The organism is Streptomyces sp. NPDC036984 (assembly GCF_055607665.1).
This window is the reverse complement of the sequence record NZ_JBVJRL010000028.1, coordinates 30,957-51,739: the sequence shown is the minus strand read 5'-3', so window position 1 is coordinate 51,739 and position 20,783 is coordinate 30,957. Positions and strand designations below refer to the sequence as shown.

The 20,783-nt window shown below is 71.2% G+C and carries 15 protein-coding genes and 6 pseudogenes; 15 read left to right on the top strand and 6 right to left on the bottom strand.

The window, feature by feature from the left end; translation table 11 throughout:
• Positions 1-32: 32 nt before the first annotated feature.
• The 4 genes from ACZ7DL_RS34060 (at position 33) to ACZ7DL_RS34045 (ending at position 3,286) form a co-directional block, all read left to right on the top strand.
• On the top strand, positions 33-734 hold the full coding sequence (locus tag ACZ7DL_RS34060) for a response regulator (RefSeq protein ID WP_470780184.1): 702 nt from the start codon (positions 33-35) through the stop codon (positions 732-734).
• A 42-nt stretch (positions 735-776) separates the two neighbouring features.
• Positions 777-1,091 carry a DUF6980 family protein gene (locus ACZ7DL_RS34055; protein WP_470780182.1) on the top strand — a complete coding sequence of 105 codons (315 nt, stop codon included), beginning with the start codon at positions 777-779 and terminating at the stop codon, positions 1,089-1,091.
• Between the two features lie 129 nt (positions 1,092-1,220).
• Positions 1,221-2,495, top strand: a complete 1,275-nt coding sequence (locus tag ACZ7DL_RS34050) for a hypothetical protein (protein ID WP_470780179.1) — start codon at positions 1,221-1,223, stop codon at positions 2,493-2,495.
• A 254-nt stretch (positions 2,496-2,749) separates the two neighbouring features.
• Positions 2,750-3,286, top strand: a complete 537-nt coding sequence (locus ACZ7DL_RS34045; protein ID WP_470780177.1) for a hypothetical protein — start codon at positions 2,750-2,752, stop codon at positions 3,284-3,286.
• 118 nt (positions 3,287-3,404) lie between these two features.
• Here ACZ7DL_RS34045 and ACZ7DL_RS34040 read toward each other — a convergent pair.
• Positions 3,405-4,224: pseudogene (locus ACZ7DL_RS34040) on the bottom strand (IS5 family transposase).
• Between the two features lie 429 nt (positions 4,225-4,653).
• The gene (locus tag ACZ7DL_RS34035; protein WP_470780175.1) at positions 4,654-5,967 is read right to left on the bottom strand and encodes a vanadium-dependent haloperoxidase; all 1,314 of its coding nucleotides are present in this window, start codon (positions 5,965-5,967) and stop codon (positions 4,654-4,656) included.
• Positions 5,968-6,162: 195 nt separating this feature from the next.
• Between ACZ7DL_RS34035 and ACZ7DL_RS34030 the strand changes: the two are divergent.
• Positions 6,163-6,354: pseudogene (locus ACZ7DL_RS34030) on the top strand (transposase); the annotation flags it as partial.
• Positions 6,355-6,408: 54 nt separating this feature from the next.
• On the opposite strand, the gene ACZ7DL_RS34025 reads toward ACZ7DL_RS34030, so the two are convergent.
• Both ACZ7DL_RS34025 and ACZ7DL_RS34020 read right to left on the bottom strand, forming a co-directional pair.
• Positions 6,409-6,537, bottom strand: a complete 129-nt coding sequence (locus ACZ7DL_RS34025) for a hypothetical protein (RefSeq protein WP_470780265.1) — start codon at positions 6,535-6,537, stop codon at positions 6,409-6,411.
• Positions 6,538-6,754: 217 nt separating this feature from the next.
• The gene (locus ACZ7DL_RS34020) at positions 6,755-7,315 is read right to left on the bottom strand and encodes a TetR/AcrR family transcriptional regulator (RefSeq protein WP_470780173.1); all 561 of its coding nucleotides are present in this window, start codon (positions 7,313-7,315) and stop codon (positions 6,755-6,757) included.
• A 94-nt stretch (positions 7,316-7,409) separates the two neighbouring features.
• On the opposite strand from ACZ7DL_RS34020, the pseudogene ACZ7DL_RS34015 reads away from it, so the two are divergent.
• The 3 pseudogenes from ACZ7DL_RS34015 (at position 7,410) to ACZ7DL_RS34005 (ending at position 9,785) form a co-directional block, all read left to right on the top strand.
• A pseudogene (locus ACZ7DL_RS34015) lies at positions 7,410-8,012 on the top strand (DUF2867 domain-containing protein).
• Between the two features lie 480 nt (positions 8,013-8,492).
• A pseudogene (locus ACZ7DL_RS34010) lies at positions 8,493-8,684 on the top strand (hypothetical protein); the annotation flags it as partial.
• Between the two features lie 300 nt (positions 8,685-8,984).
• Positions 8,985-9,785, top strand: a pseudogene (locus tag ACZ7DL_RS34005) (IS5 family transposase).
• A gap of 17 nt (positions 9,786-9,802) precedes the next feature.
• On the opposite strand, the gene ACZ7DL_RS34000 reads toward ACZ7DL_RS34005, so the two are convergent.
• Positions 9,803-10,819: a Gfo/Idh/MocA family protein gene (locus tag ACZ7DL_RS34000; RefSeq protein WP_470780171.1), complete on the bottom strand. Its 1,017-nt coding sequence runs from the start codon at positions 10,817-10,819 to the stop codon at positions 9,803-9,805.
• A gap of 130 nt (positions 10,820-10,949) precedes the next feature.
• On the opposite strand from ACZ7DL_RS34000, the gene ACZ7DL_RS33995 reads away from it, so the two are divergent.
• The 7 genes from ACZ7DL_RS33995 (at position 10,950) to ACZ7DL_RS33965 (ending at position 19,519) form a co-directional block, all read left to right on the top strand.
• Entirely contained in the window at positions 10,950-11,687 is a 738-nt protein-coding gene (locus ACZ7DL_RS33995; RefSeq protein ID WP_470780252.1) for a GntR family transcriptional regulator, read from the top strand.
• A gap of 194 nt (positions 11,688-11,881) precedes the next feature.
• A complete protein-coding gene (locus ACZ7DL_RS33990) occupies positions 11,882-12,886 on the top strand; it encodes a sugar ABC transporter substrate-binding protein (protein ID WP_470780169.1) in 1,005 nt (334 codons plus the stop codon).
• Entirely contained in the window at positions 12,883-13,935 is a 1,053-nt protein-coding gene (locus ACZ7DL_RS33985) for an ABC transporter permease (RefSeq protein WP_470780167.1), read from the top strand. Before ACZ7DL_RS33990 ends, ACZ7DL_RS33985 begins: the two co-directional genes overlap by 4 nt.
• On the top strand, positions 13,932-14,702 hold the full coding sequence (locus tag ACZ7DL_RS33980) for an ATP-binding cassette domain-containing protein (protein WP_470780165.1): 771 nt from the start codon (positions 13,932-13,934) through the stop codon (positions 14,700-14,702). The genes ACZ7DL_RS33985 and ACZ7DL_RS33980 overlap by 4 nt, the downstream gene beginning before the upstream one ends.
• A gap of 141 nt (positions 14,703-14,843) precedes the next feature.
• A complete protein-coding gene (locus tag ACZ7DL_RS33975) occupies positions 14,844-15,989 on the top strand; it encodes an ROK family glucokinase (RefSeq protein WP_470780163.1) in 1,146 nt (381 codons plus the stop codon).
• Positions 15,986-16,567 carry a sugar kinase gene (locus ACZ7DL_RS33970; protein WP_470780161.1) on the top strand — a complete coding sequence of 194 codons (582 nt, stop codon included), beginning with the start codon at positions 15,986-15,988 and terminating at the stop codon, positions 16,565-16,567. The genes ACZ7DL_RS33975 and ACZ7DL_RS33970 overlap by 4 nt, the downstream gene beginning before the upstream one ends.
• Before the next feature lie 96 nt (positions 16,568-16,663).
• On the top strand, positions 16,664-19,519 hold the full coding sequence (locus ACZ7DL_RS33965; protein WP_470780159.1) for a DEAD/DEAH box helicase: 2,856 nt from the start codon (positions 16,664-16,666) through the stop codon (positions 19,517-19,519).
• A 763-nt stretch (positions 19,520-20,282) separates the two neighbouring features.
• On the opposite strand, the pseudogene ACZ7DL_RS33960 reads toward ACZ7DL_RS33965, so the two are convergent.
• Positions 20,283-20,783, bottom strand: a pseudogene (locus ACZ7DL_RS33960) (hypothetical protein); the annotation flags it as partial.

Sequence of the window (20,783 nt, the reverse complement as noted above, 5' to 3'; positions counted from 1 at the left end):
CTCCGACTCCCCGCCCGTGATTACGTAACCCCATGACTGCGACACCGATCAGAGTGCTCCTCGTGGACGACGACCCCCTCGTACGCGCCGGTCTGGCGATGATGATCGGCGGGGCCGGGGACATCGAGATCGTCGGGGAGGCGGCCGACGGCGCGGCAGCCGAGGAAGTCGCCGGGCGGACGCGGCCGGACGTCGTCCTGATGGACATCCGGATGCCGGCGGTGGACGGGATCACCGCGACGCGACGGCTGCGCGCCCGGCCGAACGCACCGCACGTCGTGGTGCTCACCACCTTCCACGCGGACGAACAGGTGCTGCACGCCCTGCGCGCCGGTGCGGCCGGCTTCGTACTGAAGGACACCCCGCCCGCCGAGATCGTCGATGCCGTCCGCCGGGTCGCGGCCGGCGACCCGGTCCTGTCGCCCGCCGTCACCCGGCAGCTCATGCGGCACGCGGCCGGTACCGCCGCCGACTCCCGGCAGACCCGCGCGCGCGAACGGCTCGCCGTCCTCAACGGCCGCGAGCGCGAGGTCGCCGTCGCCGTCGGGCACGGACTCGCCAACGCCCGGATCGCCGCCGAGCTCTTCATCAGCGTGGCCACCGTCAAGTCCCACGTCTCCCGCATCCTCGCCAAGCTCGGGCTCGACAACCGCGTCCAGATCGCCCTGCTGGCCTACGACGCGGGGCTGCTGGACACCGACGAGGAGGACGGCGGAAGCGCCGACGGAGAGTGATCTCCTTCTGGTCACGGTGCCGATCAACGAGAAGTCGAGGACATGCCCCATCACTGCTGCGAGGCGATGACCACCCGCCTGACCGTGCGCTGCGACCGGCACGCCGATCCCTTCACCTGCCCGGACGCGCTGGTCGGTTTCGACGCCAGGTTCCAGGAGTACGGGCTGATCATCCATGACGGCGGCACGTCGAGCATCACGATCGACTTCTGTCCCTGGTGCGGACGACGCCTCCCCGAGTCGCAGCGGGACCGGTGGTTCGACGAGCTGGAGCGCCGCGGGATCGATCCGTGGGAGGACGAGGTCCCCGCCGAGTTCCGCGACGACCGCTGGCTCGCCTCTCCGCCTCAGGAGTAGATCCCTTGCCACCTGGGCGACGGGCGGCCGGGTGAACCACAGCGCCCCCGTGGGACGTTCCCGGTGTCAGCCGCCTCGGCGAACGGCCCTGCGAGGCTCCGTCAGTGGCCCGGGCTACTGTGCAGCCCCATGAAGATCGAATCCCTTCTGCAGGACCTCGACAGCGACGACACCGCACGCGTGGAGGCCGCCGCCGCACGGCTGGCGGAGCAGGCCGACAGCGTGGTGCCGATGCTGCTGCGGGGTCTGCCCGATACGCAACGGACCGCTGATCTGAAGCCGGTCATGCGGGCGTTGAGGCGCATCGGGCCGCCGGCCTTCGACGCCCTGTTGGCGGCCTGGCGCCGGAAGGAGGTGCGGGACTGGGAGGCGGGCCGGCTCCTCGGGGAGTTCGACGAGCGCTGCGCCGACCAGTACGCGGCCCTGGCGGCCGATCCGGACTACGGGAAGTCGACCGACGGTTTCCAGGGGCTCGTCAGACTGCGGGTGGACTCCGAGGCCGGACTGCGGGCCCTGGTGGACACCTACGCCCGCGGCCGCCTCGTCCCCTACAAGGCATCCGACTACGCCCGCCTGCTGCACGACTCCTTCCGGCCGCGGCTGCGCTCCCTGCGCCGCGACCCGGCCGTGTCGCCGAGGATCCGGCGGGGCGCGATGGCGGCCCTGGTCGCGGGCGGCGGCACCGACGCGCTCGACGACCGCGACCGGGCGGCGATCGAGCGGCTGATACGGGTGAAGATCCCGCACGAGATCCCGAGGCTTCCCTCATCGACCCTCAGCGGCTGGTGGATGGCCGTGCCCGGGGCGTCGTACGAGGGCGCCTTCGAGGCCCTGGGCCTGTACGACCGGCGGCCCGTCACGGTCGCCGCCGGCGTCCACGCGACGGAGAGCGGGGAGACCCGGGTTCCCGGGCCGGACGGCGCCGGCCGCACCGTGGGGCGGGCCTTCGTCACCCCGGAACTGAACGGCTGGCGCCTGGTCTTCGGTCCGTTCGACCTCCTCGTCGGCGACCCCTGGGACGGCATGATCGAGACGGTCGAGCGGGTCAGCGTCCACTGCGGCCAGGCCCAGTTCTTCTTCCTGGACGACGCCGGCGGCTCCGACGTGTGGATCGTCGCCGAGAACGGCCGGGTGATCCGTCAGTACGCCGCCGAGAGCGACCCCGAATGGGAGGGCGACCCGCTGCCCTGGGAGACCCTCGCGGCCGACGACCCGGACTTCGACCCCGAGTACGACGAAGCCCCGCCCAACGCGGGCACCACGGGCGCCCGGTCCGCCTGCGCGTACCTCTCGGTCGACCCCGGCGAGGTCGGCCCGGACACCGAGGTACGCGGCCACGGCTGGCTGGCCCTCACCGCACCGGACGTCGGCCACGGCGCGTTCCCCGGCATCCTCCCCATCTGAGGCCCTCGGGTGTCTTCAACCTTGTGCAGGTGACCATGCGAGTCTGTCCTTCCTCCACCTCGTAGTCGGGGAAGGCCGGCACCACCTTGCCCTTGGTGCAGCTCACTTGCATGGTGCGGTAGCCCTCGCCCTGGCCATCGGTCGGTCCACCCGAGACGCCAGGTGCCGTTGGCGGAGCTCGTCGGCAACGCGTGATGACTTGCCCGCGCGGGCGCTGATCATGATCTGCGGACGCACGGAACACGGGAGGGCACGTGCCACAGCAGGCGGCCGACGTCCGGCACATCCAGATCGCCTCCCGACGTACGGGCAAGACCGTCTGCTGGGCGATCGGACTGCTTGTGCGGCTGGGGTTCTGCGCCGAGTTGCTGCGGGAAACGTGGCACCTGGAAGCCTGGCGCCGTCTTCCGTTCGGCACGCTCGCGGCGACGGGGGCATACGTCGCCCGGAGACTGGGTCTGTGCGCGAGCGTCACGGCAGACGGGGCCACCCTGACTCTGCGGAATCGCTTCTCCCGCTGGCACATCCCCTTCAGCGATGTCGCCGACATGACGTGGCCATCCGGCCAGGGACCTGTGCTCCGGCTCCACAGCGGTCCCCGTGTCCGTCTCGACGCCTACGCGGGCTGGCCGGCCGGACAAGCCGGTAGGCAGGTGTCGGCACAGATCACCGCTGTGGGACGGAGCGGCCTGGCCGGCACTCCAGAGGCGAGCCGCAGGAGCCGGGTCGGCGGTACCGCCGAACTGCTCCTCATGGCCGTCTGGGTGTGGTGCTTCGCCGTCCTGTGGTGAGGCCCTGCGTCGGCTCACCGACACACCCGGACCGGCGATCCGATGATCCGAAGGAAACGCCCCAGCCGGCCGCCCCACACCTCGCCGGCGCGGCGGCGGCCCGGCCGAACCTTCGGTCTTACAACGGCTGACAGAATGAGTTCAGTTGTCGGTGGGTGATCAGGCAGCAGGCGAGTTTGAGGAACGCTTCGTGGATGTCTGCTCGTCGTTCCCAGCGCACGCGCAGTCGACGGAAGCCGTGGAGCCAGGCAAAGGCCCGCTCGACCACCCACCGGTATACGCCGAGGCCGGTGCCGTGCTCGGTGCCGCGCCGTGCGATGGCCGGCACGATCCCGCGGGCGCGGACCTCCTCGCGGTAGCAGTCGTGGTCGTAGCCGCGGTCCGCGTAGAGCGTCACCGCTCTGCGGCGCGGTCGGCCGACCCGGCCGCGGACCGGCGGGACGGCGTCCAGCAGAGGCAGGAGCTGGGTGACGTCGTTGCGGTTGGCGCCGGTCAGGATGACGGCGAGCGGGGTACCGTGTCCGTCGGTGATCAGGTGGTGTTCGGAGCCGGCCCGGCCCCGGCCGACCGGCGACGGGCCCGTCGCGAGCCCCCTTTTAACGCCCTGACCTGCGAGGAATCGACCACGCAGCGGGACCAGTCCAGCTTCCGTTCCGCGTTCAGCTCAGCCGGCAGCACCTCGTGCAGCCGCTGCCAGACGCCGGCCTCGTTCCAGTCCCGCAGCCGGCGCCAGCAGGTCATGCCCGAGCCGAACCCAGCTCCCTGGGCAGGTACTCCCACTGGATGTCCGTGTGCAGCACGTACAGGATCCCGTACAGCACCTGCCGGTCGGGCAACGGCTTCCGGCCCGGATACCGGAACCTGCGCTCCCTCCTCGGCAACAGCGGTTCGATCCGCTCCCACAACCCGTCCGACACGATCCACGGTGATGCCCCCATGCACCGGCAACGGCTCAACCCACCGCACGGACACGATCCACGGCACCACCTCACCTCATTGTGTTAGCCAGTTGTTACTGGCGAGTGCCGCAAGGCGAAGGGAACTTCGTGATCGGTGCAACCCGACCTGGCAGCGATTGCCCCCTTGTTGTTCAGGACAGCAGCGAGCCCCCTCCCTGATTGGGAAGGGGCTCAACGCGTGAGTACCGCAGCCACCTCTTCCTCGCTGGCCACTGTCATCGCCCCAGCCTCCCTCACGTCAGTACGCGTGACCACTCGCAGCCGGCGCCGAACCCGCCTTCTTGCACGCGGACACCCACACTCAGCCCGCGATCCCCGAGAGCAGCGCTACCAGACGCCGGTAGAGGCTGCCGCTGGGGAGCATGACGCCTCCCCAGCTCGACGTCGGGTCCACTTCGGCTCTGTGGTTCAGTCGGTGTCGTCGCCGCACTTCGGCTCGGCGGACCTGCCCTGTCGAGCCGCTCGTGTCGGCGGGGACGGCTGGGTACCTTCCTTGGCGACCGGCTGGAAGTAGTGGTCCAGCGCCCAGGCGGCCACGTGGGTGCCGGCCCGGCAGCCGACTACGTCCGCCGTGCGGGAGTGGACGCCGCCCCACACACGGGCGTCGACGACGTCCCGGTTGAGTTCGTCGGCGGACCCGTAGAACCGCGTGTTGCCGGTGACCTCGGAGGGGACGTAGAGGTCGATGTGCGAGGTGCCGAGAACGCCGGTCACGGCGCGTGTTACGGCCGCGGTGACGGTCGTATGGCCGGCGATGTAGTCCGGGTGTGGCGGAGTGAGGAGCAGCGGCTCCCAGGCCGGGTCAGCCGTCGTCGCGGGGTTGCCGTCGGTGTCGGCGAGGCGGATGGCGGTGATCGGCCGCCAGGAGCCGTAGTGGAGCTTGGCGTCCCATGCGGTGACGACGGCGTCGGTCGCCGACGCGTTCACCGCGGCGAACAGCCGGGCCGTCTCGGCGATGCCGAGCCGATGCCGGGCGGCGTGGTCTCGTACGGCCGTCTGGACCTGTGCGACCAGGTTGCCGCTGAAGAAGAGGGCGGTCTCGGTCTGCTGCGCGCTCCTGCCCGAGCCGGTCTTCGCGCCCATGGCCTTCAGCTCCTGGACATCCTCGGCGTAAGCGGCCGAGGAGAGGGCGGGTGGTCCGCCGGGGCGGAACTGCTGCGGGGAAGCGAGCAGGAGGGGGCGGAGCCTGGCGAGCCAGGTGTCGATGAAGGGCTGGAACGCGGGCGGGGTGGGCCGCCAGACCCCCGGTGCTGGGGAAGCGGTGAAAGGAACGTCCGCGAATCTGCCGTCCCCCTCCCGGAGTTCGATGATGCGGGCGGCAGCGCGCTTTCCGTAGTCCACGCCCCGGTCTCTGGCCTGACCGGCCGGAAGAGCGGCGAGCGAGTCCGCGTACGCGGTGTCGAGCCGCTCCTTGAAGGCCGGGAAGTAGGTGAGCAGCACGTCGTGGGCCGCAGTGGCGGCGGCCGCCGCGGAGGATGCCTTGGCCGGACCGAGCTCGTGCCATTTGTACAGGGCGTAGCCGCCTTCGATCCCCACCACGGCGTTGTACACGGCGACGGAGACGAACCCCTCCCAGATCGCTGCCTGCCCGGAGGGGCGTGGGCCGAGGCTGGTCTTGATCGTGTCGGTGGCGATGGCGTTCCACTCGCGGACCACGGCCGCCGGGTCCGCCGCCGTCCGGGTGTCCGTGTCGGGGGGACTTGTCGCAGCAGTGAGCGTCACTAGGGCGATGGCCGCGACGGCGCAGATGAATGCTCGGAAACGTGAACGCGGAGGAACGGGAAGGGGGGACTCTTGATGCACACCGGGCTCCCTAGCATTGAGTGCCCAAGGCTTAGCAACGGCCCCCTGCGTGAGCAAGACAACTCGCCGCGACCGGGCGCCCAGGGCGCCCTCGAACGCCTCACCGCCCGCTACGAGAAGATCATCGCCGCCGGACGGACCCTGCATCCACCCCAGGCCCCGGAGAACCGCGCCGCAACCGGACTGGGGACCTACCGCTGGGTGATCGAAAGAAGCTTCGCGTGGCTGCACGGCTTCCGGCGCCTACGGATCCGCTGGGAACGCCGAGCCGACATCCATGAAGCGTTCCTCAAACTCGTCTGCAGCGGCCGCGGGCGATGCCAGCGCGCCGAGCAGCAGGAGCGCCTGCGTCTCCTCCGCCTACGCGCGGGCGAGGAGCTCGTCGCCCTTCAGGTCCGTTTCGATGTTCGCGGCGACCCAGAAGTTGTCGACGAGGTCCTGCCACAGGCATCCCGCCTTGAGGGCGGTGCGCGGCAAGTTCGTGCGCATGCTTGCACAGTAGGAGCGCAGTCCAAGCTCGACGATCGGCCCGTTGCGGCGACTGAGCACGAGGTACCCCTCGTTCTGCGCCTCGCTGCGTACGAGGGCGTTGAACGACGGGCTCTTGCCGGGGGGGTGTGTGTATGACGAGGGCGAACCGCAGGTCGAAAAGACCACCAGATGATCAAACCCAAGACAGTTCGCGACCGGGCGCGCGCGTGGGGGGCTACTCCAGCAGCCGTTGCTTGATCAGCTCCATCACCTCCGCGCGGCTGCGCTTGCCGTTGTCGGCCGCGTTGAAGTGATTGCCGATGCGCACCGAGACGGCGAGCAGGCAGCGGACCTCGACCTCGTCCTCGTCCGGGCAGAAGGAGGAGAACAGGGAACGCAGGTAATCCATACGGCGGTTGTCGACGCGGCGCAGGCGCTCGGCGACTGCCGGGTCTCGGCGGGCCCAGTCGCGGATTGCTATATCGGCGGTGGTGCCCCGAACCGGACCGTCGGTGGTAGCGGCGACGAGGGCGAACAACCGCTCCAGTCTGGCCCTGGCATCTCCCCCACCGCCTTCAACCTGTTCGATCACGCTGTCGGTGACCTCGTGCTCCCAGGTGTCGAGCATTTCGGTGAGTAGCGCGTCGCGGTTGCGGAAGTACCCGTAGAAGCCGCCCTTGCTGACACCGAGTGCCTGCGCCAGTGCCTCGATCCGGACGGCTTGGGGGCCGCCTTCGACCAGTGCCCGCAAGCCTTCCTCGATCCACTTGCCGCGTGGCGTGCGGGTCGCGCCCATGGTGTGTGCCTCCTCACCTACCTGCCAGTATACGGGGGCGTATAGAGGCGGGTACGCTCGATATATACGCCATCGTATAGACAGAGGCCTGCTCATGCGCCTTCCCCGAACCGCCCACACCGACCGCCCCTGGCGGATCCACGAAATCGCCGGCGGCTTCACGGTCGAAGACGTCTGGGCGCTGCCCACTCCCGGCGGACCCACGGACCTTGTGTGGCTGGTGCGCCAGATCGCCGAAGGAATCAGCAGCGGGGTGAACGGAGAAGGCCCCGTCTCCCGCATGCTCTTCGCCATCCGATGGAAGCTCGGAGCACTGCTCGGCTGGGACCAGTCCGATACCGGCATCGGCACCCGGCTGCCTTCCCTGTACGACCGACTGCCGGCGAATCTTCGCGAGGGCCCCCGAGGTCCCGACCTCGGCTCCTCCCCGTTCGCTTCCCTTTATCAGACGGACGAGGAGTGGGCCGCCGAGATGGGCAACAAGACCGTGCACGCGGTGATGCATATCGGCTGGGTCCAAGACGGTTCCGGCGGCTAACGCGGCCAGATGGCCGTCTTGGTGAAGCCGAACGGGCTGTTCGGCAGCCTCTACATGGCCGCCATCAAGCCCTTCCGCCACATCGGGGTCTACCCCGCGCTGATGCGCTCCATCGGCCGCGAGTGGCAAGCGAACGCCACGCGACGCAGCGCGCGCTGACCGGTCCGAGCACCCGAAGGGTGGGGCCGCTTCAGCGCACCAGTCACATGCTCTGACCGGGCATCCAACCCGTCGTAGTGAGGGTCGTTGCACGCGAGGATTCCGATCGCGTATGCCGCGTCGTACGGCTCGCTGGTACGCAAGTGCTCCACGATATTGCCCTGCATGAACCGGAACACGCGTATGTCGCTGAGTGTCGGATTTACCGCTGGGGCTGAGTGGGTGAAAGTTCGGCTGCGTCCACGAGGGCACCCTCTTCCTTCGCGCGCGAGCACGACGTGATGCAGGGCCTGATCCGACGGCCGCCACCCTGGGGTGACCTCGCCTGACGATGCAGGGCAGGCCATACCCGCCTGACCACCGGTGGTCCAGCTCCGGCGACCGGACCGTAGAAGACAGTCGAGCACCGCTGGACCCTGTGCCGGGGGCGCGGAACGCTTCCAGGGCTCTGCGACAACGGCCCAGCGATGGGCGGAACCGCTGCCGCGCGCACAGCGAGGCCGGTTTGACGGCTCCTCGCGCCCGCACCACAGCCCAGACGGCAGGTCGGAGCCGCGAGAGTCGGCACTGGCCTGTATGCGGGGCCTGATCGCTCCGCTGCAACGGAAGAACGGCTGGACGCTGGCGGAGGAAGCCGGTCATGCGGGCCCGGACCGCATCCACCGGATGCTTACGACGGCTGATCACCCGCCTCACCAACCGCCGACCCACACCCGTCGAACACATCCTGCACTGGTCCACCTGGCGCCGCCGACGACAACACCAAGCCCGCACCAGCCACTACAAACGACGCGGACACAGCCCCTGACCTGGCCATCAGTCAGGGTAAGCACCGTTGCAGTATTAGAGGGCATCTAATCTAGGTAGTTGGTAGTCAGGGATGTTTTTGTGACTTTCGGTGTCGGTGGTCGTTGAACGAGGTGTGATGCTCGTCGCCCGTACCGCAGTGATGTCTCCGATGCCCGATGGGCCTTGATCGAACCGGTCTTCACCGCCTGGCGAGCCGGACGGACCGGCCCGGGAACGGCGGTTCGCGTGCATGAGCTGCGGGAGACCGTCAACGCGATCCTCTACGTCAACCGCACCGGCATTCCGTGCGAGTACCTGCCGCATGACTTCCCGCCGTACAAGACCGTCTACGACTACTACGCGAAGTGGGAAGCGGACGGCACGACCGAGCAGGTCCACGACCGTTACGTGACAAGACCCGCCGGGCCCACGGCCGCACCGCGGAGCCGACCGCGGCCGTGGTGGACGCCCAGAGCGTGAAGACCTCGGCAAATGTGGCCGAGACCAGCCAGGGCATGGACGCCGGCAAGAAGATCAATGGACGCAAGCGGCATCTGATCACAGACACACTCGGCCTGGTGCTGGCCGTCCTCATCACCGCCGCCAACGTGCACGACACCACTGGCGGCAAGCTCCTACTCGACGACCTGGCCGCAGCCCATCCCAGCGTGACCAAGGTCTGGGCCGACGGCGGATACCCAGAGCGGCATCCTGAACCATGGCGCCGGACTCGGCATCGATGTCGAGGTGGTGCAGCGGCCGCGGGCGACGGGGGTCGAGCCACTGCCGAAGCGGTGGGTGATCGAGCGGACCTTCGGCTGGCTGATGCAGCACCGCTGTCTGGCCCGGGACCATGAAGTCCTGCCGCAGCGATCCCGCACGATGATCCACTGGGCGATGGCTAAAACAATGTCCCGCGAACTGACCGGAGAATCCACACCAACCTGGCGAATCGAAACGAACATCCCACTCACATCAGCGTGAACGTTGATGATGCTCTCTTACGACGGCTGCTCCCGGTCCGGGATCTCCATGAGGGCCACCGGCCGCCGCTCGCGCCGCGAGACCTCGCAGGCCTCGGCGATCCGCAGCGCTTGCAGCGCCTCCCGGCCGTCGCACGGGTTGGCCCGCTCGCCGCGTACCACCTCCACGAAGGCGTTCAGCTCCGCCTCGTAGGCGGGCCCGAACCGCTCCAGGAATCCCGCCCAAGGCTTGTCCGCGGGCGGCGGCCCGGTCGGTTCGGTGGAGGCGAGGGGCGTACGGTCGTCCAGGCCGACCACCACGGTGTCGTGCTCCCCGGCCAGTTCCATGCGGACGTCGTACCCGGCGCCGTTCAGCCGGGTCGCCGTCGCCGTGGCCAGCGTGCCGTCGTCCAGCGTGAGCAGCGCCGCGCCCGTGTCGACGTCCCCCGCCTCGCGGAACATCGCGGGGCCGCCGTCCGACCCGGTGGCGTACACGTCGGCCACCTCGCGGCCCGTCACCCAGCGCAGCATGTCGAAGTCGTGGATCAGCGTGTCCCGGAACAGCCCGCCGGACAGCGGCAGCCACTGGGCCGGGGGAGGGGACTGGTCGCAGGTCATGGCCCGTACGGTGTGCACCCGGCCGAGCCGGCCCGTGCGCACGGCCTCCCGGGCGCCGGCGTACCCCGCGTCGAACCGCCGCTGGAAGCCCATGTGCAGCACCGTCCCGGCGGTCTCCACCTCGGTGAGCGCGTTCAGCGTGCCCGGCAGGTCGAGGGCGATCGGCTTCTCGCAGAAGACCGGCAGGCCCGAGCGGGCCGCCCGGCCGATGAGTTCCGCATGGGCCGCCGTCGCCGTGGTGATCACGACCGCGTCCACGCCCCATGTGAAGATCTCGTCCACGCCCGGCGCCGCGGTCTCGCCCAGCCGGTGCGCCAGGGCCTGCGCCCGCGCCGGGTCCGCGTCCGTCAGGATCAGAGAGCCCACTTCGCGGTGGCGGCTGAGCGTCCTCGCGTGAAGGGTGCCGATGCGGCCCGTACCGATGACCCCGATGCGCATGGAAACAAAGTGCGGGCCGACCCCGCATCCTGTCAATGCGTATGTCCTGACAATCGGACTACACAACTTCCCGTCAACCATGCACGGGACTACGCTCGGGCCCGTGCCGAAACCAGATGTGGACCCGACCGTGTCGCTCGACCTCCGTGTGGACCGTAGCTCCCCGGTGCCGTTGTACTTCCAGCTCTCCCAGCAGCTGGAGGCCGCCATCGAGCACGGCAGGCTCACCCCGGGCAGCCTGCTCGGCAACGAGATCGAGCTGGCCGCGCGGCTCGGCCTGTCCCGGCCGACCGTCCGCCAGGCCATCCAGTCCCTGGTCGACAAGGGGCTCCTCGTCCGCCGCCGGGGCGTCGGCACCCAGGTCGTCCACAGCCAGGTCAAGCGCCCGCTGGAACTGAGCAGCCTCTACGACGACCTGGAGGCGGCCGGCCAGCGCCCGGCGACCAAGGTGCTGGTCAACACGGTCGTGCCGGCCTCCACCGAAGTCGCCGCCGCGCTCGGGGTCGCCGAGGGCGGTGACGTCCACCGCATCGAGCGGCTCCGGCTCGCGCACGGCGAACCGATGGCCTATCTGATCAACCACCTCCCGCCGGGCCTGCTCGATCTCGACACCGACCAGCTGGAGGCCACCGGCCTGTACCGGCTGATGCGGTCCGCCGGGATCACCCTGCACAGCGCCCGCCAGTCCATCGGCGCCCGCGGCGCCACGGCCGCCGAGGCCGAGCGGCTCGCCGAGGCCGAGGGTGCCCCGCTGCTCACCATGCAGCGCACCACCTTCGACGACACCGGCCGGGCGGTCGAGTTCGGCGACCACACCTACCGTCCGAGCCGCTACTCCTTCGAGTTCCAGCTGCTCGTCCGGCCCTGACGGCACCCCGGGCGTTCGTCGCAATGTCCGGACAAGGTGACCGGTCTGCGGTCCCCGGCCGTGTCATGGGTGTTCGCTGTGTTCGATACTGAAGTGTTTGGGGCTGGTGAGGTCACCGCCGGGACACACCGACGGTGAGGTCGCCCGCCCCTTACGCACGTCGGAACACAGGACAGCAAGAAGGGCACGGCCTCGTGGCACGGTTTCGGACCTGGGTAGGCATAGCGCTGACGGGGGCACTCTCCGTGTCCCTCGCGGCGTGCAGCAGCACCGGAGGCAAGCGGGCGGAGGACGCCCGCAAAGCCGCCGCGGCCCAGGGGAGGGCGGCGGTGAACACGCCGCGCTGGACCTTCGCGATGATCACCCACTCCGGGGACGGCGACACCTTCTGGGACATCGTGCAGAGCGGCGCCGAGCAGGCCGCCGTCAAGGACAACATCAAGTTCCTGTACTCGCACGACGACGAGGCACAGCAGCAGGCCCAGCTGGTGGACGCGGCCGTGGACAAGAAGGTCGACGGCATCATCGTCACCCTCGCCAAGCCGGCCGCCATGAAGGCCGCCGTGGCCCGCGCCGAGAAGGCCGGCATCCCGGTGATCACGGTGAACTCCGGCTCGGAGGAGTCCAAGGCGTTCGGCGCCCTCACCCACATCGGCCAGGACGAGACCATCGCCGGTGAGGCCGTCGGCGACGAGCTGAACAAGCGCGGCAGGAAGAAGGCCCTGTGCGTGCTGCACGAGCAGGGCAACGTCGGTCACGAGCAGCGCTGCGACGGCGTCGCCAAGACCTTCCACGGCACGCTGCGCAAGCTCTACGTCAACGGCACCAACATGCCCGACGTGCAGTCCGCGATCGAGGCCAAGCTCCAGGCCGACAGGTCCATCGACTCCGTCGTCACCCTCGGCGCGCCCTACGCCGACACCGCCGTGAAGGCGAGGACGGACGCGGGCAGCAAGGCCGAGATCGACACCTTCGACCTCAACGCCAAGGTCGCGGCCTCGCTCAAGGACGGCACCCTCGGCTTCGCCGTGGACCAGCAGCCGTACCTCCAGGGCTACCAGGCCGTCGACCTGCTGTGGCTGTACAAGTACAACGGCGACGTCCTCGGCGGCGGCAAGCCGGTACTGACCGGCCCGCAGATCATCACCAAGGACCAGGCGTCCGCGCTGGCCGAGTACACCGAGCGGGGCACCCGATGACCGCCGCCCTGGAACGCACCGGTGACGAGACGGCCGACGAAAGGATTCTGCGGCTCTCGCCGCTGCGGAAGCTGCTCGCCCGCCCCGAACTGGGTTCGGTCGTCGGCGCCCTCGCCGTCCTCGTCGTCTTCGCCTTCGCCGCCGACGGCTTCCTGCGCGCCTCCAGCCTCAGCACGGTCCTGTACGCCTCCTCGACCATCGGCATCATGGCCGTACCCGTGGCCCTGCTGATGATCGGCGGGGAGTTCGACCTCTCGGCGGGCGTCCTGGTGACGTCGTCCGCGCTGATCTCCTCGATGTTCAGCTACCAGATGACGGCCAACACCTGGGTCGGCGTCGGCGTGTCCCTGCTGGTCACCCTCGCCATCGGCGCCTTCAACGGCTTCGTGCTCACCCGCACCAGGCTGCCCAGCTTCATCGTCACGCTGGGCACCTTCCTGATGCTGACCGGCATGAACCTCGGCTTCACCAAGCTGATCGACGGCACCGTCTCCACCAAGACCATCGGCGACATGGAGGGCTTCCCGAGCGCCCACGCGGTCTTCGCCTCGACGCTCACCATCGGCGGCGTCGACGTCAAGGTCACCATCCTGTGGTGGCTGGGCCTGGTCGCCCTGGCCTCCTGGATCCTGCTGCGCACCCGCACCGGCAACTGGATCTTCGCCGTCGGCGGCAACGAGGACGCGGCCCGCGCGGTCGGCGTCCCGGTCGCGAAGACCAAGATCGGCCTCTACATGGGCGTCGCGTTCGGCGCCTGGATCTCCGGCCAGCACCTGCTCTTCTCCTTCGACGCCGTCCAGTCCGGCGAAGGCGTCGGCAACGAGCTGATCTACATCATCGCGGCCGTCATCGGCGGCTGCCTGATCACCGGCGGCTACGGCAGCGCGGTCGGCTCGGCCGTGGGCGCGCTCCTGTTCGGCATGACCAGCAAGGGCATCGTCTTCGCCGAGTGGAACCCCGACTGGTTCAAGTTCTTCCTCGGAGCGATGCTGCTCCTGGCGACCCTGCTCAACGCCTGGGTCCGCAAGCGTGCGGAGGCCACCAAGTGACTCTCGTCGAGCTGGCCGATGTCAGCAAGTACTACGGCACGGTCCGTGCCCTCGAAGGCGTCTCGCTGCAGGTCGACCCCGGTGAGATCACCTGCGTCCTCGGCGACAACGGGGCCGGCAAGTCCACCCTGATCAAGATCATCGCGGGCCTGCACCAGCACGACCGCGGCACGCTGAGCATCGAGGGGGAGGAGACGACCCTCTCCTCCCCGCGGGAGGCCCTGGACCGGGGCATCGCCACGGTCTACCAGGACCTCGCCGTGGTCCCCCTCATGCCGGTCTGGCGCAACTTCTTCCTCGGCTCCGAGCCCCGCACGGGCAAGGGGCCCTTCAAGCGCCTGGACATCGACCTCATGCGCCGCACCACCCGCGAGGCGCTGCTCCGCATGGGCATCGACCTCCGGGACGTCGACCAGCCCATCGGTACCCTCTCCGGCGGCGAACGCCAGTGCGTGGCGATCGCCAGGGCCGTCCACTTCGGCGCCAAGGTCCTGGTCCTGGACGAGCCGACGGCGGCACTGGGAGTGAAGCAGTCCGGTGTGGTCCTCAAATATGTGGCGGCAGCACGAGACGAGGGCTTGGGCGTTGTCTTGATCACCCACAATCCGCACCATGCGTACCTGGTCGGTGACCGCTTCGTCCTGCTGAGGCGCGGCACGATGGTGGGCAACCACACACGGGACGAGATCACGCTGGACGAGCTGACGCAGCAGATGGCGGGAGGATCCGATCTGGAGGCTCTACGCCACGAACTGCAGCGAACCTAAGGGGCGCGGGGCTGTGCGATGTGCGGCTCCGCCGCGTGGTTGCGATCAACCGGAACGGACCCGCAGCCGGCAACGACCGCGCACCCCCACCCCCTGCCCCGCACCGCACCCGCCCCCACGGTGAGGCAGAATCGACAAGCGATGAGCACCTACCGCGACCTCACCGCCCCCATCGGCTCCCGCCGAGCCCCGGTCCTACGCACCGTCGGCACCCGAGAGCGTCGGTCACATCTGACCGCACCCCGCGTGCCCACGGTCGGCATCGACATCGGCGGCACCAAGGTCATGGCGGGCGTCGTGGACGCCGACGGCAACATCCTGGAGAAGCTCCGCGCGGAGACCCCGGACAAGTCCAAGAGCCCCAAGGTCGTCGAGGACACCATCGTCGAGCTGGTACTGGACCTGTCCGACCGGCACGACGTGCACGCGGTCGGCATCGGCGCCGCCGGCTGGGTCGACGCCGACCGCAACCGCGTCCTGTTCGCCCCCCACCTGTCCTGGCGCAACGAACCCCTCCGCGACCGCCTCGCCGGCCGGCTCTCCGTGCCCGTCCTGGTGGACAACGACGCCAACACCGCCGCCTGGGCGGAGTGGCGCTTCGGCGCCGGCCACGGCGAGGACCACCTCGTCATGATCACCCTCGGCACCGGCATCGGCGGCGCCATCCTGGAGGACGGCCAGGTAAAGCGCGGCAAGTTCGGCGTCGCCGGCGAGTTCGGCCACATGCAGGTCGTGCCCGGCGGCCATCGCTGCCCGTGCGGCAACCGCGGCTGCTGGGAGCAGTACAGCTCCGGCAACGCGCTCGTCCGCGAGGCCAGGGAGCTGGCCGCGGCCGACTCCCCGGTGGCGTACGGGATCATCGAGCACGTCAAGGGCAACATCGGTGACATCACCGGCCCGATGATCACCGAGCTGGCCCGCGAGGGCGACGCGATGTGCGTGGAACTGCTCCAGGACATCGGCCAGTGGCTCGGCGTCGGCATCGCCAACCTCGCCGCCGCCCTCGACCCCTCCTGCTTCGTGATCGGCGGCGGTGTCTCGGCCGCCGACGACCTGCTCATCGGCCCGGCCCGGGACGCCTTCAAGCGCCATCTCACCGGCCGCGGCTACCGCCCCGAAGCCCGCATCACCCGCGCCCAGCTCGGGCCCGAGGCCGGCATGGTGGGCGCAGCCGACCTGGCCCGGCTGGTCGCCCGCAGGTTCCGCCGGGCCAAGCGGCGCCGGGTGGAGCGCTACGAGCGCTACGAGCGGTACGCCCAGGCCCGCCGCGACCAGGACACCGCATGACCCCGTCGCTGCCCCACCAGAGCGGCCCGCCGGAGCAGCGGCGACAGCCCGCCGAGGACCCGCGCCACAAGGCCAGACGGCGGGCCCTCACCCTGCTGATCATCGTGCTGCTCATCGGCGTACCGGCCGGCTACCTGGTGATCTCCGCGAACCAGAGCCGCAACAGCGGCAAGGACAAGGAGGCGAAGTACTCGGCGACCGGCCTCACCGCGGGCTGGCCGTCGAAGGTGCAGCGCCGCCTCTACCAGGTGACGGTCCCGCACCCGGCCGACGACATCGCCTACTACGAGACGAACAACTGGAAGACCAGCCGCCTCTACGTGCAGTTCCGCACCAACCCCGCCGGCCTGGACAGCTTCCTGGAGGCCATGGGCGTACGCCGGGAGCAGCTGAGGAAGAACGACATCGCGGTCGGTGAGCGGGACCGGAAGGTCAGCGGCTGGACCTTCACCGGCCCCGGCCCCTGGTGGGGCCTGACCCACGAGCAGAAGAACCCGGCGCCCACCCAGGACGTGGTCGTCAACCTGTCCGACCCGGAACGCCCCATGGTCTTCGTCGTCTCCCGCACGGTCCCGTAGCCAGGGCCACGACCCGGCCTCGGAGCCGATTGTCAGACCCCGCCCGTAGAGTCGGAGACAGCTGATCCGAGGCACGGGCGGGAGGTGGCAGGACGTATGAGCGGCACGGCTGCGGTGGCCGAGCGCACGGGGGGTTCCCGGGAGACGGAGAGCGGGCACCCGGTCCCGGTGCGCCTCGCGTCCGTCTACCTGCCCGCCCCCCTGCCGCGCGAGGGCCGCCTCGCCTTCTGGGACCCCGAAGGCGACCCGCTGCCCCCGGGGGCCGGCGGCGCCGCACAGGAGCTGACGGTCGTACGGCGCCATGGCGCCGGTGTGCGCCGCCGACAGGTGCCCGCGCTGACTCTGCCGCTCGCCGAGGCCCTGCCCCTGCTGGTCCGCGCCCGCCGCGACCCGGCCGCCCACCCGGCCACCGCCTGCTGGGGCGCCGCCTCCCTGCACGCGCTGCGGCTCGTCGCCCGCGGCCGGCTGCTGCCCGGCCTGACCCCGGCCGGCCACGACGCCTGGCGGGCCGGCCCCCTGGAGCCCGACGACATCGCCCACCTGCGCGCGATCGCCGCCGCCCTGCCCCCCGAAGGCCACGCCGTGCCCCTCCCGGGCCCGGGCCCACTTCAGCTGCCCGAGCCGGAGGCCCTCGTCCGCTCCTTCCTGGACGCGGTCGCCGACACCCTGCCCCGCACCCCCGCCGCCCCCTACACCGCCGGCCGCCCCTTCGCCGCCCGCGAGCCCCAGTACCTGCCCGCGGCCCACGCCTGGGCGGCCGAGGTCGCCGCCGGTATGGACGCCGGCGTCCGGATCTCGCTCCGCCTGGACCTGGCCGCCTACGACGTGTTCGACGCCGGTGCGAGCGAAGGCGCCCGCGCCGCCGGAGCGGCCATCGTGCAGGTGCACAGCCTGGCCGACCCCACCCTGGTGGCCGACGCGGCGGCCCTGTGGGCGGGCGAGGCCGACACGGCGTTCGGCCCCCGCGCGCGCGTGGACGCGGCCCTCGCCGTGCGGCGCGCCGCCCGGGTGTGGCCGCCCCTGGACCGCCTCGCCGAGCAGGACGTACCCGACGTCCTCGCCCTGTCCGAGGAGGAGCTGGGCGAGCTGCTCGGCGTGGCGGCGAGCCGGCTGGCCGCCGCCGGGGTCGCCGTGCACTGGCCGCGTGACCTCGCCCGCGACCTGACCGCCGCCGCGGTGGTCCGCCCGGCACCCGGTTCGGCGACCGACGGCACCGGCTTCTTCGAGAGCGAGGACCTGCTCCGGTTCCGCTGGCAGCTGGCGCTCGGCGGCGATCCGCTCAGCGAGGCCGAGATGGACGCCCTCGCCGAGGCCCACCGCCCGGTCGTACGGCTCCGGGACCGCTGGGTGCTGGTCGATCCCGCGCTGGTCCGCAAGGCCCGCAAGCGCGAACTGGGCCTGCTCGACCCGGTCGACGCACTGTCCGTGGCGCTCACCGGCGAGGCCGAGGTCGACGGCGAGACCGTCGAGGTCGTCCCCGTCGGTGCGCTGGCCGCCCTCCGGGACCGCCTCACCGCCGGCCTGCGCCCGGCCACCGCGCCGCCCGGCCTGCGCGCCACCCTCCGCGACTACCAACTGCGCGGCCTCGCCTGGCTCGACCTGATGACCTCCCTCGGACTCGGCGGCTGCCTCGCCGACGACATGGGCCTCGGCAAGACCGTCACCCTGATCGCCCTGCACCTCAAGCGGGCCCGTCCCGAGCCGACCCTCGTCGTCTGCCCGGCCTCCCTGCTCGGCAACTGGCAGCGGGAGATCGCCCGGTTCGCGCCCGGCGTCCCGGTCCGCCGCTTCCACGGCCAGGGCCGCACCCTGGACGGCGTCGACGGCGGCTTCGTCCTCACCACGTACGGCACCATGCGCTCCACCGCGGCCCACCTCGCCGAGCGGCCCTGGGGCATGGTCGTCGCCGACGAGGCCCAGCACGTGAAGAACCCCTACTCGGCCACCGCCAAGGCGCTGCGCACCATCCCGGCCCCCGCGCGCGTGGCGCTCACCGGCACCCCCGTGGAGAACAACCTCTCCGAGCTGTGGGCCCTGCTCGACTGGACCACCCCCGGACTCCTCGGCCCGCTGAAGTCCTTCCGCGCCCGGCACGCCCGCGCGGTGGAGGCCGGCGAGGACCCCGAGGCGGCCGAGCGTCTGGCCCGTCTGGTCCGCCCGTTCCTCCTGCGCCGCAAGAAGTCCGACCCCGGCATCGTGCCCGAGCTGCCGCCCAAGACCGAGACGGACCATCCGGTGCCGCTCACCCGGGAGCAGGCCACGCTGTACGAGGCGGTGGTGCGCGAGTCGATGCAGGCCATCGAGACCGCGGAGGGCATGGCCCGCCGGGGCCTGGTGCTGAAGCTGCTCGGCGCGCTGAAGCAGATCTGCGACCACCCGGCGCTGTATCTGAAGGAGGACGCGCGCGCCGACCGGCTCGCGGCCCGCTCCGGCAAACTCGCCCTTTTGGACGAGCTGCTGGACACCCTGCTCGCCGAGGACGGCTCGGCGCTCGTCTTCACCCAGTACGTCGGCATGGCCCGACTCCTCACCGCCCACCTGTCCGCCCGCGCGATCCCCGTGGACCTGCTGCACGGGGGCACGCCGGTGCCGGAGCGCGAGCGCATGGTGGACCGCTTCCAGAACGGCGAGACCCCGGTCCTCGTCCTGTCCCTGAAGGCCGCCGGCACCGGCCTGAACCTCACGCGCGCGGGCCATGTCGTCCACTTCGACCGCTGGTGGAACCCGGCCGTCGAGGTGCAGGCCACCGACCGCGCGTACCGCATCGGCCAGACCCAGCCGGTCCAGGTCCACCGCCTGGTCACCGAGGGCACGGTGGAGGACCGCATCGCCGAGATGCTCGCCGCCAAGCGTGCCCTGGCCGACGCCATCCTCGGCTCCGGCGAGGCGGCCCTCACCGAGCTGACCGACCGCGAACTGTCCGAGCTCGTCTCCCTGCGGAGGACACCATGACGGGCGCCGCCGGGCCCCGCCCCGGCGACGCCGCCCGCCGGGCCCTGCGGGCGGCACGGGAGAGGGCGGAGGCCGAGCGGGAGGACACGGCGCGGGCGGCGGTGGGGGGCACGGAGCCCGGCGACGCCGCCTCCGGTACCGATACCGCGGACGGCACGGCCTCCTCCCACCCCACGGAGCAACGGCCCGGCGACGCGGCCCGAGCGGCACTCAGGGCCGCGATGTCCACGCGCGGGGGTACCGACGAGGCGCCGCCCGCTTGTTCCACCGCTCCGGTGGCGGACGCAGCCCCGAAGGAGGGCGCGCGGCAGGCACCGGAGCCGGGCCTGGGCGCTGAGGTGCGCAGGCGTCCTGGGGCCGCCGCACGGCCCGCATCGGAGTCGGGTCCGGACGCTGACGTGCGCAGGCGCTCCGGCGATGCCGCACGGCCCGCATCGGAGTCCGGCCTGGGCGCTGAGGTGCGCAGGCGTCCTGGGGCCGCCGCACGGCCCGCATCGGAGTCGGGTCCGGACGCTGACGTGCGCAGGCGCTCCGGCGATGCCGCACGGCCCGCATCGGAGTCCGGCCCGGACGTCGACGTGAACAGGCGCCCCGGTGACGCCGCACGGCAGGCGTTGCGCGCGGCCCGGCGGGAGGCGCTGCGCGCGGAGGCGGTGGAGCCCCGCGTACCGGCCCGTCCCGCCGCTTCCTCGCCGCGTACGCCGTCCGCTCCCGGGCCGGAGCGCCGATCCGCCAAGGTCAAGGCCGCGCAGGACATGCGGCACTACCTGGCGACGGCGTTCCGCATGCCCACCTGGCCGGAATCACCGGAGGAACCGGAGGAACCGGGCACCGACACGCCCACGCAGACCGACGAACACCCCTCGGACACGGCCCAGGCGTACCCGGGCGCCGCGGCCGCGGCCATGGGATCGGAGCCCGTGGCCGCGGGCCCGGCGCCTACGCCGATGCCCTCGGCCTCCGCCCCCAGGTCTTCGGACTCCTCGGCATCCTCGCCCCCGACGCCACTCCGTACGCACGAGGCGGCGGCCTCGGCCTCGGACTCCGAAGCGTCGCCGGCACCCTCGGCATCCACGGCCGCGCCCTCGGCACCGGCGCCTTCGGACCCGGCGCCGGATCCCGCTCGCTCGGCCCCGACGTCTTCCGTGTCGGTGTCGGATTCCGCTGTCTCGGCCCCGACGTCTTCCGTGTCGGTGTCGGATTCCGCTGTCTCGGCCCCGACGTCTTCCGTGTCGGTGTCGGATTCCGCTGTCTCGGCCCCGAC

Coding starts and splice junctions, on each gene's coding strand:
- ACZ7DL_RS34060 (WP_470780184.1), top strand. CDS start 33: ATGACTGCGACACCGATCAGAGTGCTCCTCGTGGACGACGACCCCCTC.
- ACZ7DL_RS34055 (WP_470780182.1), top strand. CDS start 777: ATGCCCCATCACTGCTGCGAGGCGATGACCACCCGCCTGACCGTGCGC.
- ACZ7DL_RS34050 (WP_470780179.1), top strand. CDS start 1,221: ATGAAGATCGAATCCCTTCTGCAGGACCTCGACAGCGACGACACCGCA.
- ACZ7DL_RS34025 (WP_470780265.1), bottom strand. CDS start 6,537: ATGCGCACGAACTTGCCGCGCACCGCCCTCAAGGCGGGATGCCTGTGG.
- ACZ7DL_RS34020 (WP_470780173.1), bottom strand. CDS start 7,315: ATGGGCGCGACCCGCACGCCACGCGGCAAGTGGATCGAGGAAGGCTTG.
- ACZ7DL_RS34000 (WP_470780171.1), bottom strand. CDS start 10,819: ATGCGCATCGGGGTCATCGGTACGGGCCGCATCGGCACCCTTCACGCG.
- ACZ7DL_RS33985 (WP_470780167.1), top strand. CDS start 12,883: ATGACCGCCGCCCTGGAACGCACCGGTGACGAGACGGCCGACGAAAGG.
- ACZ7DL_RS33975 (WP_470780163.1), top strand. CDS start 14,844: ATGAGCACCTACCGCGACCTCACCGCCCCCATCGGCTCCCGCCGAGCC.
- ACZ7DL_RS33970 (WP_470780161.1), top strand. CDS start 15,986: ATGACCCCGTCGCTGCCCCACCAGAGCGGCCCGCCGGAGCAGCGGCGA.
- ACZ7DL_RS33965 (WP_470780159.1), top strand. CDS start 16,664: ATGAGCGGCACGGCTGCGGTGGCCGAGCGCACGGGGGGTTCCCGGGAG.